We start from the raw sequence: 12580 nt of genomic DNA, 5'->3' as shown, positions 1-12580 counted from the left end.
GCCGACGCCGGAGGCGAACAGCTGGGTGCGAGGACCTTCGCCTTCGCCCTGAGCGACGCGGTGGATGCCACGGACGATGCCGTCGACATCGACATCGGCCGGCTCAGCCGGCTGCACGAGCGGCTCGTTGTAGACGGTGATGTAGTACATCACGTTCGGGTCCTCGTGCTGGCCGCCGTACATGCGGTCGAGGCCGGAGCGGACGATGTGCGCGATCTCGTAGCCGTAGGCGGGATCGTAGGTGACCGTCGCCGGGTTGGTCGATGCGAGCAGCGGCGAGTGCCCGTCGGCGTGCTGCAGTCCCTCGCCGGTGAGCGTGGTACGGCCGGCGGTGGCGCCGATCACGAAACCGCGGGTCATCTGGTCAGCAGCGGCCCAGAAGGCGTCGCCCGTGCGCTGGTAGCCGAACATCGAGTAGAAGATGTAGATCGGAATCAGCGGCTCACCGTGCGTGGCGTAGCTGGTGCCGAGCGCGGTGAACGCCGCAGCGGCGCCGGCCTCATTGATGCCGACGTGCACGATCTGGCCCTGCGGGCTCTCTTTGTACGCGAGCAGCAGCTCCCGGTCGACCGAGGTGTAGTGCTGGCCGTTCGGGTTGTAGATCTTCGCCGTCGGGAAGTATGCGTCCATGCCGAAGGTGCGTGCCTCGTCGGGGATGATCGGCACGATGCGGTGTCCGAAGTCCTTGGATCGCAGAAGATCCTTCAACAGTCGGACGAAAGCCATGGTCGTGGCGATCTCCTGCGTGCCGGAGCCCTTCTTCGGCAGCGCGTAAGCGGAGTCGTCCGGAAGACTCACCGCGACGTGCTTCGACCGGCGCTCCGGGAGGAACCCGCCCAGGCCCTTTCGCCGCTCGAGCATGTACTGGATCGTCTCGTCCTGCGCGCCCGGGTGGTAGTACGGCGGCAGGTAGGGGTTCTCCTCGAGCTGCGCGTCCGTGATCGGGATCTGCATCGTGTCGCGGAAGGTCTTGAGGTTCTCCAGCGTCATCTTCTTCATCTGGTGGGTCGCGTTCCGACCCTCGAAGTGCGGACCGAGACCGTAGCCCTTGACGGTCTTCGCGAGGATGACGGTGGGCTGACCCTTGTGCTCCATGGCCGCCTTGTATGCGGCGAACACCTTGCGGTAGTCGTGACCGCCGCGGCGCAGGTGCCAGATCTGGTCGTCGGTCAGGTCCTTGACCAGGGCGGCGGCGCGCTCATCCTTGCCGAAGAAGTGCTCGCGGATGTATGCGCCGGACTCGGCCTTGTAGGTCTGGTAGTCGCCGTCCGGCGTCGAGTTCATGATGTTCAGCAGAGCGCCCTCGGTGTCGCGGGCGAGCAGGTCGTCCCACTCGCGGCCCCAGACGACCTTGATGACGTTCCAGCCGGCGCCGCGGAAGAACGACTCCAGCTCCTGCACGATCTTGCCGTTGCCTCGTACAGGCCCGTCGAGGCGCTGCAGGTTGCAGTTGATGACGAAGGTGAGGTTGTCGAGCCCTTCGTTGGCTGCGACCTGCAGCTGACCGCGGCTCTCGATCTCGTCCATCTCGCCGTCGCCGAGGAAGGCCCACACATGCGAGTCGGACGTGTCCTTGATACCGCGGTTCTCGAGGTACTTGTTCGACATCGCCTGATAGATGGCATTGATCGGGCCGAGGCCCATCGACACGGTCGGGAACTGCCAGTACTCCGGCATCAGGCGAGGGTGCGGGTACGAGGACAGCGCATGCGGCGCCGCGGACTTCTCCTGACGGAAGCCGTCGAGGTCCTGCTCGCCGAGGCGACCTTCGAGGAATGAGCGCGCGTAGATGCCAGGGGAGGCGTGCCCCTGGATAAAGATCTGGTCTCCGCCGCCGGGGTGGTCGGCTCCGCGGAAGAAGTGGTTGAAGCCGACCTCGTACAGCGACGCGGAGGACGCATAGGTCGAGATGTGGCCGCCGACGCCGATGCCGGGACGCTGAGCGCGGTGCACCGTGATCGCCGCGTTCCAGCGGATCCAGTGCCGGTAACGGCGCTCGATCTCCTCCTCACCGGGGAAGTCGGGCTCGTTCTCGGGGGCGATCGTGTTGATGTAGTCCGTGGTCGGGACCATGGGCACGCCCAGGTGCAGCTCCTTGGAGCGCTTGAGCATGCTGAGCATGATCTCCCGGCCGCGTCCGTGGCCCTTGGCGTCCACCAGCTCGTCGAGCGACTGCTGCCATTCGCCGGTCTCTTCCGGATCGCTGTCGAGGGGGCCCTGGGAGTACGGATCCTGGTCGTGCACGGTCACGGGTGGAGCCTTTCGTCATGCTGGCAGGTCGTGCCAAGGAAACGGGAAGCGGCGAGGGGAGCCTTGTCGACTCGGCACAACGCGCGCTGTGTTCAGCCTATCCCTCTCGGAGGGGCGTGAGCGCAATCGGATGGTGCGCCGATCGGCGGGGCGGGACAGCGGTGGGTACATCGACGAAGATGCCGGACGTCGCACTTTGGACCATGAGAATGGCGCGCAGTTGGTCCTTCTGCCGGGCCATACCTTCCGCGAGTCTGGGCGCATGAGCGCAGAATTCTGGGTGACGACCATCGTGCTGACGGCTACGCCGGGAACGGGCGCCCTGTTCGCCATCGCGGCAGGGCTCGCTGGCGGGGCACGCGCGGGAGTCGTCGCCGCGTTCGGCTGCACGCTGGGGATCGTTCCCCATCTCGCGCTCGCACTGACCGGCGCCGCAGCCGTGCTCGCGGCGAGCGCGGTCGCCTTCGAAGCCGTCAAGTGGGCGGGCGTCGCGTACCTCGTCTACATGGCCTGGGGCGCCTGGCGGCACACCGGTGTCCTGGCCCCTGGCGATTCCACGGCTCGGTCGGGAAGAGCGAGCACGGAGTGGAAGGTGATCGGCACCGCCGTGCTCGTGAACCTGCTGAATCCGAAGCTCACCGTGTTCTTCTTCGTGTTCCTGCCGATGTTCGTCGACCCCTCTGCCGATGGCGCGGTGCTCCAGATGACGGCGCTCGGTGCGGCCATCATGGCGATCACGATGCTGATCTTCTCGATCTACGCTGTCGGCGCGGCGTGGCTGCGTCGTCACGTCGTCGGCCGTCCGACCGTGATGCGCTGGGTCGGTCGCGTGTTCGCGCTGTCGTTCGTGGTGCTGGCGCTCATGCTCGCGCTCACGCGGCATTGATGCTTGCCAGCGGGTGACGCAGCGCAGTCATGGCTGGGTCGCGACCAGCCGCCCGAGGACGCGGATCGCCGCGTCGAGCCTTGCGGAGGGGTGAGGGCCGTAGCCGATCACCAGCCCCGGGGATCCAGGCAGGGACCGGTGGGCGGACAGCGGCTGGACGGCGATGCCCTCGGCCTCAGCCTGTGCGGCGATAGCGGCGTCGTCGAGGTGCGGGGGGAGCCCGACGACGAGATGGAGCCCGGCTGCGATGCCCTCGACCCTGCAACCTGGCAGATATCGGCGGATCGCGGCCACTGCGGCGTCGCGACGTTCCCTGTGTCGCAGGCGCAGAGAGCGCAGCTGCCGCTCCAGCGCACCGCTTTCGATCATGTCGGCCAATGCCAGCTGGGGGAGTGACGGCGATCCCAGGTCAGTGGCCCAGCGCGTACGGACGCACTCCTCGTGAAGCCGCTCGGGGACGATCATCCAGCCCATCCTCAGTGCGGGCGCAAGTACCTTCGAAAGGCTGGAGATGTGGATGATCCGGTCCGGCGCGGTGCTCTGCATGGCGCGGACAGGGGCGCGGTCGTACCGGTACTCCGAGTCGTAGTCGTCCTCGATGACGAAGCCGTCCACCCCTTCCGCCCACGCGATCAGCGCGCGACGGCGGGCCGGTGACAGCACGACGCCGGTGGGGAACTGGTGCGCAGGGGTGACGAGGACCGCGCGTGCACCGGTGCGGCTCAGGGCAGCGACATCCAGCCCTTCGTCGTCGACGGCCACAGGATGCAGTCCATCGAGCCAGTGCCCCAGGATGCGGCGGTTGCCGTGGGCGCCGGGATCCTCGATCGCACAGGTCGTGATGTCGTGCGAGCGAAGCACCTGGGACAGCAGACTCAGCGCGCCGGTCACGCCAGCGGTGACGATGACGCGTCCCGGGGTGGCGGCGACGCCGCGGCTGCGCGCGAGCCACGCGGCCAGTGCCGTGCGCAGCTCGGGCGCGCCCTGCGGGTCGGCGTATCCGAGCTGCTGCGCGGTCGCAGTCGCCAGCGCCCGCCGCTCTGCGCGCAACCATGCCGCCCGAGGGAAGGCGCTGAGGTCGGGTGCTCCCTCGGAGATGTTCAGCAGCTCCCGGGTCGCCGGCTCCGAAGGAGGAGACGACCCGTGTCGATCGCGCGGCATCGGGATCGCGGCGACGCCGGTCCCGCCGCCCCGGTTGGCGGCCAGAAGCCCCTCCTCGCTGAGCCGGCGATACGCCTCGACCACGGTGCCGCGAGAGAACGCCAGCTCATCGGCGAGTGCTCGCGTGGCCGGCATCCTTGCGCCCGGTGTGAGCGCTCCGGTCGCGAGGGCATCCCGCAGCCGATCCGTCAGCCACGTCGTCCGGCCCCGGGAGGGAGCCGTACTCGGATCGAGGCCGAGGAAGTTCGAACCGCTCATCCGGTCATGATCTCAGACCAGGCGGCGAGGGCCGCAGCGTTCGCTCGGGCGGGATGCGGACGAGAGGGCGGGACGGTGCGCCCAGAGAGACTCGAACTCCCGACATCCACGGTGTAAGCGTGGCGCTCTAGCCGACTGAGCTATAGGCGCGTACCACCACTCTAGCGACTGTGGGCAGGGGCCGTCTTCCTGGCAGTCCTGATGCGCTTGGGCAGTTCGAAGAGCAGGCTCACCGGCATCCGCCGGCCGAGCAGCGCGAAGCCCGTCGAGACCGCGACCGTGACGGTGAAGATCACCAAGAGCCCGATGCCGGGGTCCGAGATGCCGGCCTTCATCGCGAGCCAGCCCAGCGCGGCGAACACAGGATAGTGCGACACGTAGTAGATCAGCGAGTACCGGCCCACGAAACGAACGGGTGCGAGCCAGCGGACGTCCGGTGCCGAAGCTGTGAGCCGCACCAGGATGAGGATCCCGAGCATCGCCGGGGCGGCCCACACCGGGTCGTACCAGAGACCGCCGCCGCCGTCTGCGCCGGCGTCCCGCGCCCAGCGGTCGTCGAGTCCCGAGTACACCGCGATCGCCACCGGGATCACGAGCAGCGCCCAAGCGAGTCCGACATGGAGCAGGCGGGCGTACTGATCCCAGTGCTTCTCGATGAAGGCACCGAGGAAGAAGAACGGCATGAGGTAGAAGAACCGCTGCAGCAGTTCGAGATCCCCCGGGATGAAGAACATCGCGACGAACGGCACCGCCACCATCGCCCAGACCGGCACCCAGCGGATGAGAAGGGCGATGACGTAGTACGCGAAGATGAACTGCATGAACCACAGGTAGGTGTTCCAGAAGCCGAGCTCCCACGGCATGTAGTCGCCCTGCCCCACGATTCGCTCCGAGACCGCGTACACCAGGGTCCAGACGACGATCGGCCACAGGATCCGCCGTACCTTGCCCCAGATGTAGGGTCCTGTCGGAGCCTTCAGCGATCCCGCGACCAGCAGCCCGGACAGGAACATCAGCATCGGCATGCGGAAGGGCGCGAAGAAGGCGCTGAGGAACTCGAAGAAGGCCGGCACCTCGTCGATGCGGTAGGCAACGATCTGCGTGCTGTGGTGCAGGATCACAAGCAGGATCGACAGTCCGCGCAGCAGATCCATCCACCCGATGCGCCGGTCATGACGCTCCAGCGCTCGGCTGATGTCGGCACCACGCCGCGAAGCCGGCGCGCTGGGGGTGGATGCGGAGGCGCGCGACGCTTCGGCGCTGCGGCGTGCCTCAGCCCTGGTGGTGGGCGCGTCGGAGGGAGTGGATTCGCTGTGCTCGGGCATCCCGGTCAGTATACGAGCGGCGGCTTCGGCCTGGTGTCGCCGTCGGCGCACTGACGGGGGTGACGCAGCTCACATCTCCTCGTGAGTCGCGGGGTCCCCGTCGAACAGGCGACCGTCCGCACGTCCCAGGGCCGTGATCGCCGCCACCTCGGCGGGATCGAGCACGACGGATGCTGCGGCGAGGTTCGACCTCTGGTGGTCGGCCGTCGCCGCCTTGGGGATCGCGACAGTGCCGCGAGCGACGTGCCAGGCGATCACGGCCTGAGCCGGCGTGATGTCGTGCGCTGCGGCGACCTCGACGATCACGGGCTCCTGCAGCAGCTCCTTCGCGCGCCCCAGCGGGCTCCAGGCGACGGTGAGGATGCCGCGCTGGGCGTGCAACGCCAGCGCCTCCTCCTGCGGGAAGTACGGGTGCACCTCGATCTGGTTCGCCACCGGGCGTACTCCGGTCTCGGATTCGATGCGGTCGAGGTGCGTCTCGAGGAAGTTCGATACGCCGATCTGACGCACTGTGCCGCGCTGCTGCGCGTCGACCAGCGCCCGCCATGCCTCGGCGTAGAGGTCTACACTCGGGTTCGGCCAGTGGATCAGGTGCAGATCGGTCGCATCGAGTCCGAGGCGGCTCCGGCTCTCCTCGATGCTGGTGCGGGCCTTGTGCGCCGCGTGATGCCTACCGGGCAGCTTGGTCGTCACGATCAGCTCGTCGCGGGCCGCAGCCGATGCAGCGACGCCCGCGCCCACGATCCCCTCGTTCTCGTAGTTGAACGCGGTGTCGATCAGGCGGTACCCGGCGGTGATGCCGGAGGCGACCGCATCCGCGCCCTCCTCTCCGCGCAGGCCGTAGGTGCCCAGGCCGACGGCGGGAAGCCGGAAGCCGTTGTGTGCGGTGAACTCGTGGATGGCGGTCATCGGTTCTCCTTCGTGCGAGCGTCCTGAGTCGTGCGTTCAGCCTACGGGCGGGTTCGGGTGACGGCCTGCCACCATGGATGCATGACGTCGTCCGCCACGCCCGCCGACACCGACCGCTGCCCTTGCACGAGCGGAGACGTGTACGCCTCCTGCTGCGGGCCGGTCATCGCGTCGGGGATCGCCCCGACCGCCGTGCGACTGATGCGCTCTCGCTTCAGCGCCTTCGCGATCGGCGACGCCGCCCATCTGATCCGCACCTGGCACCCCTCGACCCGGCCCGGCGACCTCGGCCTCGACGCCGGCACGCGATGGCTGCGACTGGACATCCTCGGGCACGAGGCCGGAGGTCCCTTCGACGCGGAAGGCGTCGTCGAGTTCGAGGCGTTCTACCGCGACGGCCAGGGGCGGGGTGCGCTGCGGGAGCGGAGCCGGTTCGTGCGAGAGGAGCGCGTCTGGCTCTACGTCGACGGCGACGTGCGGCCATCGACCCGATAAAGTCGGAAACGTGAGATCCACTCCCGAGAACCAGCGCGCACTGCTCGACATCGCCGACCTCGACCGTCGCATCCAGCAGGCTGAGCGCGCTCGCACTCAGCCGGAGCAGGGGGCGAGGATCAACGAATTGGCGGGAGTCAGGCAGGTTCAGCTGCGCGAGCTGACCGCGCTCGCCGGCACACTCGAAGATGCGCGGACCGAGCTGAGTCGGCTGGAATCCGACGTGAAGCTGGCCGAGCAGCGCCGCGACCGCGACGCCGAGCGGCTGGCTGCAGCCACCGACTCGAAGCAGGCTCAGGCACTGGAGAACGAGATCGCGAGCCTCGGCCGCCGGCTCAGCGCCCTCGAGGACTCGGAACTCGAGGTGATGGGACGCGTGGAGGAAGCAGAGTCGGCGGTGAACGCGCAGCAGGCGTTGATCGACCAGACCAACGCCGAGGGCGCGAAGCTGACGGCCGACGCGAAAGCCGCGATGGCAGCCGCCGCGGCCGAGGGTGAGCAGCTGACCCGCGACCGCGCAGCGCTGGCCTCCGGCATCGCCGCCGATCTGCTCGCCGAGTACGAGCGTCGTGCTTCCCGCGGCATCGGAGTGGGTCTGCTGCGACGCGGAGTGTGCGAGGGATGCCGCATGGTGCTCTCCGGCACCGACCTCACCCAGATCCGTCGCGCGGCGCCCGACGACGTGGTCTCCTGCCCGGAGTGCGGCGCGATCCTGGTGCGCACCGACGAGTCGGGATTGTGAACCGCATCCGGCATTCGCGTCCGTGATCCACGGAGGCTCGCCGGCCGCGCCAGGCTCCGTGATCGTCGCGCGCGCCGATGGGGGCGATGGCTGGATGCTCGGCGACATCGACCCCGCCGGCGGGGGAGTCCTCGTCGAACGGGTCTCTGACCGAGGGCTCCCCGATCGGATCCGTTCGATCGAACACGCGAGGACGCCGCGCTGGATCGTGCGCTCGTTGCGCAGCTTCTACCCGCCGCTCCTGGCCGCAGGCGTGCGCCTGCGTCGGGCGCACGACCTGATCCTGTGCCATGCGATCCTCCGCGACACGGATGCACTGCACCCCGCTCTGCCGCCGTCGGCGCTCTGGATACGACAGGATCCGGTCGAAGAGGAGCGTGCACAGCCGGGACTGTTCGACGTCGAGCCGGGCGCGCACGGCGACCGCTTCGCTGAGGTGCACGCCGAATGGATGCGCCAGACCGATGCGCTCGGGCGCGCGCGTGACTCGCGCCTGGCGCTGCTGTGCGCCGCGGAATCGACCGGGGCGCTCGTCGCCGAGGAGATGACTGCGGCCGGTCTGCCGTGGAGCAGCGACGTGCATCTCGGGATCCTGAACGAACAGCTGGGCGCAAGGCCCATGCGCGGTGCGCGGCCGGCGAAGATGGCGGTGCTCACTGCGCAGATCGCCGAGCTGCTGGGGGACGAGAGCGTCAATCCCGACAGCCCGCCGAGGCTGTTGAGGGCACTGCACAGGGCCGGGATCTTCGTGGAGTCGACCTCAAGGTGGGAGCTCGCCCGCGTCGAGCATCCGGTGATCGAGCCGCTGTTGCAGTACAAGAAACTCGCGAGACTGTTCGCGGCGAACGGCTGGACGTGGCTCGACGAATGGGTGCAGGACGACCGGTTCCGGCCGGTGTATCTCACCGGCGGTGTGGTCACCGGGCGCTGGGCTTCATCAGGAGGCGGCGCCCTTCAGATCCCGCGCCAGCTGCGCCGGGCCGTGCGCGCCGATCCCGGCTGGACCCTGGTGGCGGCCGATGTCGCACAACTCGAGCCCCGGGTGCTCGCCGCGATGTCGAAGGACACGGCCATGGCAGACGCCGCGCGCGGTGCCGACCTCTACGAGGGCATCGTGCGCTCGGGTGCGGTCGCCACGCGCGAGGAGGCGAAGTACACCGTCCTTGGGGCGATGTACGGTGCGACGACGGGGGAGAGCGGACGTTTGGTGCCGCGGTTGCGCGCCGTCTTCCCCCGAGCCATGGGGCTGGTCGATGCTGCGGCGCGCACAGGCGAACAGGGCGGGGTGGTCAGTACCCTCCTCGGTCGCAGTTCGCCGCGCCCGGACGAGAACTGGCGCAGGTCCCAGTCCGAGGCCAGCGGACCCGATGCCGCCGGCGCAGAGGAGTCACGCGCGCGCAGCCGGGCGCGCGATCGCGGCCGCTTCACACGCAACTTCGTGGTGCAGGGGACTGCGGCGGAGTGGGCGCTGCTGTGGTTGGCCGAGATCAGGCATCGGCTGATGGCGCTCCCGGCCGCAACGTCGACCGCCTCCGCATCCGGGCCGGTGTTCGGTGGACATGCCCATCTGGCGTTCTTCCTGCATGACGAGGTGATCGTCCACTGCCCTGCCGGCCAGGCCGACGCCGCAGCGGATGCGATCCGAACAGCCGCGGACGCCGCCACCCGTCGGCTGTTTCCCGGATTCGCAGTGGATGTGCCCCTCGACCTGCGTATCGGGCAGGATGCGGGCAAGTGACCGTAGAATCGAAGGGCGAGCGGGTCGGCCGGACGGCCGCGTGGCGGGTGACCGCACCGAGGAACGTCCGGGCTCCGCAGGGCAGGGCGGTGGGTAACACCCACCCGGAGTGATCCGCGAGACAGTGCCACAGAGAGAAGACCGCCGGGCCTCGGCCCGGTAAGGGTGAAAGGGTGGTGTAAGAGACCACCGGGGGTCGTGGTGACACGATCCGCCAGGTAAACCTCGCCCGGAGCAAGACCAGACAGAGGATGATGACGCGGCCCGCCGAGTCCTCGGGTAGGTCGCTGGAGCGGCGCGGCAACGCGTCGCCGAGAGAGATGGCCGTCGAAGGAGCGCGAGCTCCGGAACAGAACCCGGCGTACAGGCCGGCCCGCTCGCCTCGAACGCAGAAGGACCCGGCCACGGTGCCGGGTCCTTCTGTTCGACGGGAGTGGGGATCAGTCCGCGGCCAGTGAGGCGGCGCCGATGATGCCAGAGGCGTTGCGGTGCACGGCGGCGACGATCGGCGTCTTCAGATCGAGCAGCGGCAGGAACTTCTCCGGGTGCTTCGAGACACCGCCGCCGACGACGAACAGGTCGGGGCTGAACAGGAACTCGACGTGGCTGTAGAACTCCTGCAGGCGTGCCGACCACGCCTCCCAGGAGAGGTTCTCCCGCTCCATGGCGGAGTACGCCGTCCAACGCTCGATCGACTCGCCGTCGCGGTGGAGGTGGCCCAGTTCGGTGTTGGGGACGAGCACACCGTCGTGGAGGAACGCCGATCCGATGCCGGTGCCGAGAGTGGTCATGATGGTCAGTCCGATGGCGTCGCGTGCAGCGCCATGCCGCGACTCGGCGACTCCTGCCGCATCCGCGTCGTTGACGAAGGTGATGTGGCGGCCGAGGCCGTCCTCGAAGAACTTCTCTGCCTCGAAGTCCACCCAGTCCTTCGCGATGTTCGCGGCGGAGAGCGTCTTGCCGCGCTTGACGATCGCGGGGAAGGCGACGCCCAGCGGCAGCGTCGAGTCTGCGACGCCGAGCGTCTCGAGGACCTCCCGCACCGTGTCGAGCACGTCCGCGGGGCGCGCCCCGACGGGGGTGTTGACTCGCACGCGGTCGGAATCGAGGGTTCCGTGCGCGAGGTTGACGATTCCTGCCTTGATACCGGTTCCGCCGATGTCGACGCCGATTGCCTGTGCCATGCGGATTAGCCTAGCGACGTCCGCGCGCACGATTAGGATCGTGACGGGACCCCGACGAAGGAGCTGACATGTCCGACGGCGACGAGAAGTACTGGTACAACCTCAGCACCGGAGAGGTCGAGTTCGGCATGCTCTCGGCCGCGGTCGATCGCGTCGGCCCGTTCGACACGGCCGAAGAGGCGTCGCAGGCGCCCGCCACGCTGCGTGAGCGCTCGCGGGCGTGGGCCGAAGAGGACGCCGCCGAGGACGCCTGGGGCTCAGCCCGTCCCGCCGAGAACGAGGAGTGAGCGTGGACAAGCAGCGTGACTTCGTGCTGCGGACCATCGAGGAGCGCGGCGTGAAGTTCGTGCGACTGTGGTTCACCGACGTCATCGGCACCCTGAAGTCCGTGGCGATCGCCCCCGCCGAGGTGGAGGGCGCGTTCGCCGAGGGCATCGGCTTCGACGGTTCGGCGATCGAAGGCCTCACCCGCACGTTCGAGTCCGACCTTCTCGCGCAGCCCGATCCGTCGACGTTCCAGATTCTGCCGTGGCGCGGCGACGTCGACCCCACGGCTCGTATGTTCTGCGACCTCACGACGCCCGACGGACGCCCCGCCGTGTCCGACCCGCGTCACGTGCTGCGCCGCGCGCTGGCGAAGGCCGCGGATGCCGGGTTCACGTTCTACACGCACCCCGAGATCGAGTTCTACCTCCTGAAGTCGTCGCAGTTCGGGCCCGAGGGACCAGTGCCCGTTGACAATGCGGGCTACTTCGACAACGTGCCAGGGGGCACGGCGCACGACTTCCGCCGCAGCTCGGTGCGCATGCTGGAGGACCTCGGGATCTCGGTGGAGTACAGCCATCACGAGGGCGGGCCGGGTCAGAACGAGATCGACCTGCGTTACGCCGACGCGCTCAGCACGGCGGACAACATCATGACGTTCCGCACCGTCGTGAAGGAGGTCGCGATCGAGGAGGGCGTGTACGCCACATTCATGCCCAAGCCGCTCAGCGATGAGCCCGGCAGCGGCATGCACACCCACATGTCGCTGTTCGAGGGAGACGTCAACGCCTTCTACGAAGCGGGCGCCGAGTACCAGCTCTCGCTGACCGGTCGCCGCTTCATCGCAGGGCTGCTGCGTCACGCCAATGAGATCGCAGCGGTCACCAACCAGTTCGTGAACTCCTACAAGCGGCTGTGGAGCGGGGGAGAGGCGCCCAGCTTCGTCACCTGGGGTCACAACAATCGCTCGGCGCTGGTGCGCGTACCCATGTATAAACCCAACAAGGGGCAGTCCACGAGGGTGGAGTACCGAGCGCTCGACTCGGCGGCGAACCCCTACCTCGCGTACGCGCTGATGCTTGCGGCGGGTCTGAAAGGCATCGAGGAGGAGTACGAGCTGCCGCCCGAGGCGGAGGACAACGTCTGGTCCCTCAGTGACGCCGAGCGTCGAGCGCTGGGGTACGCGCCGCTGCCTGCGAGCCTTGATCACGCGCTGGAGTACATGGAGGAGTCGGAGCTGGTCGCCGAGACGCTCGGCGAGCAGGTGTTCAACTACGTGCTGCTCAACAAGCGCAAGGAGTGGGAGGCCTACCGTGGCCAGGTCACTCCGTTCGAGCTCAAGAGCAACCTGGGTCTGCTCTGATAGGC

The 12580-nt window shown here is 68.4% G+C and carries 11 protein-coding genes, 1 tRNA gene and 1 other RNA gene; 7 read left to right on the top strand and 6 right to left on the bottom strand.

What is annotated here, in order from left to right; genetic code table 11:
* The coding region (gene aceE / locus RIN43_RS15500; protein WP_309129825.1) for a pyruvate dehydrogenase (acetyl-transferring), homodimeric type at positions 1-2250 on the bottom strand (2250 nt) is incomplete at its 3' end.
* A 262-nt stretch (positions 2251-2512) separates the two neighbouring features.
* Here aceE and RIN43_RS15495 point away from each other — a divergent pair.
* Positions 2513-3136: a LysE family translocator gene (locus tag RIN43_RS15495; protein WP_309129824.1), complete on the top strand. Its 624-nt coding sequence runs from the start codon at positions 2513-2515 to the stop codon at positions 3134-3136.
* Positions 3137-3163: 27 nt separating this feature from the next.
* Here RIN43_RS15495 and RIN43_RS15490 read toward each other — a convergent pair whose 3' ends face one another.
* The 4 genes from RIN43_RS15490 to RIN43_RS15475 form a co-directional block, all read right to left on the bottom strand.
* A complete protein-coding gene (locus RIN43_RS15490) occupies positions 3164-4555 on the bottom strand; it encodes a PLP-dependent aminotransferase family protein (RefSeq protein ID WP_309129823.1) in 1392 nt (463 codons plus the stop codon).
* A gap of 76 nt (positions 4556-4631) precedes the next feature.
* A tRNA-Val gene (locus RIN43_RS15485) sits at positions 4632-4705 on the bottom strand.
* Between the two features lie 11 nt (positions 4706-4716).
* A complete protein-coding gene (locus tag RIN43_RS15480; protein ID WP_309129822.1) occupies positions 4717-5880 on the bottom strand; it encodes an acyltransferase in 1164 nt (387 codons plus the stop codon).
* Positions 5881-5949: 69 nt separating this feature from the next.
* The gene (locus RIN43_RS15475; RefSeq protein WP_309129821.1) at positions 5950-6789 is read right to left on the bottom strand and encodes an aldo/keto reductase; all 840 of its coding nucleotides are present in this window, start codon (positions 6787-6789) and stop codon (positions 5950-5952) included.
* Positions 6790-6870: 81 nt separating this feature from the next.
* On the opposite strand from RIN43_RS15475, the gene RIN43_RS15470 reads away from it, so the two are divergent.
* From RIN43_RS15470 to rnpB, 4 genes are all read left to right on the top strand, one after another.
* On the top strand, positions 6871-7284 hold the full coding sequence (locus RIN43_RS15470) for a YchJ family protein (RefSeq protein ID WP_309129820.1): 414 nt from the start codon (positions 6871-6873) through the stop codon (positions 7282-7284).
* A gap of 10 nt (positions 7285-7294) precedes the next feature.
* Positions 7295-8026 (top strand): C4-type zinc ribbon domain-containing protein, encoded by a 732-nt coding sequence (locus tag RIN43_RS15465; protein WP_309129819.1) that lies wholly within the window; start codon positions 7295-7297, stop codon positions 8024-8026.
* Between the two features lie 58 nt (positions 8027-8084).
* On the top strand, positions 8085-9764 hold the full coding sequence (locus RIN43_RS15460; RefSeq protein ID WP_309129818.1) for a bifunctional 3'-5' exonuclease/DNA polymerase: 1680 nt from the start codon (positions 8085-8087) through the stop codon (positions 9762-9764).
* Positions 9765-9784: 20 nt separating this feature from the next.
* Positions 9785-10144, top strand: an RNA gene (gene rnpB, locus RIN43_RS15455) — RNase P RNA component class A.
* Positions 10145-10204: 60 nt separating this feature from the next.
* Here the strand turns inward: rnpB and ppgK are convergent.
* Positions 10205-10948, bottom strand: coding sequence for a polyphosphate--glucose phosphotransferase (ppgK, locus tag RIN43_RS15450; protein WP_309129817.1), 744 nt, complete (start codon positions 10946-10948; stop codon positions 10205-10207).
* Between the two features lie 68 nt (positions 10949-11016).
* Here ppgK and RIN43_RS15445 point away from each other — a divergent pair, with 68 nt between their 5' ends.
* Both RIN43_RS15445 and RIN43_RS15440 read left to right on the top strand, forming a co-directional pair.
* The gene (locus tag RIN43_RS15445) at positions 11017-11235 is read left to right on the top strand and encodes an SPOR domain-containing protein (protein WP_309129816.1); all 219 of its coding nucleotides are present in this window, start codon (positions 11017-11019) and stop codon (positions 11233-11235) included.
* A gap of 2 nt (positions 11236-11237) precedes the next feature.
* Positions 11238-12575 carry a glutamine synthetase family protein gene (locus tag RIN43_RS15440; RefSeq protein WP_309129815.1) on the top strand — a complete coding sequence of 446 codons (1338 nt, stop codon included), beginning with the start codon at positions 11238-11240 and terminating at the stop codon, positions 12573-12575.
* The last annotated feature ends 5 nt before the right edge of the window (positions 12576-12580 follow it).

It is taken from the genome of Microbacterium sp., assembly GCF_031178445.1.
Classification (GTDB): Bacteria; Actinomycetota; Actinomycetes; order Actinomycetales; family Microbacteriaceae; genus Microbacterium.
This window is presented reverse-complemented; position numbering and strand designations above follow the sequence as displayed.

Excerpts from the sequence above, each read along its gene's own strand:
- RIN43_RS15475 (WP_309129821.1), bottom strand. The coding sequence starts at position 6,789 with ATGACCGCCATCCACGAGTTCACCGCACACAACGGCTTCCGGCTTCCC.
- RIN43_RS15490 (WP_309129823.1), bottom strand. The coding sequence starts at position 4,555 with ATGAGCGGTTCGAACTTCCTCGGCCTCGATCCGAGTACGGCTCCCTCC.
- RIN43_RS15470 (WP_309129820.1), top strand. The coding sequence starts at position 6,871 with ATGACGTCGTCCGCCACGCCCGCCGACACCGACCGCTGCCCTTGCACG.
- ppgK (WP_309129817.1), bottom strand. The coding sequence starts at position 10,948 with ATGGCACAGGCAATCGGCGTCGACATCGGCGGAACCGGTATCAAGGCA.
- RIN43_RS15495 (WP_309129824.1), top strand. The coding sequence starts at position 2,513 with ATGAGCGCAGAATTCTGGGTGACGACCATCGTGCTGACGGCTACGCCG.
- RIN43_RS15445 (WP_309129816.1), top strand. The coding sequence starts at position 11,017 with ATGTCCGACGGCGACGAGAAGTACTGGTACAACCTCAGCACCGGAGAG.
- RIN43_RS15480 (WP_309129822.1), bottom strand. The coding sequence starts at position 5,880 with ATGCCCGAGCACAGCGAATCCACTCCCTCCGACGCGCCCACCACCAGG.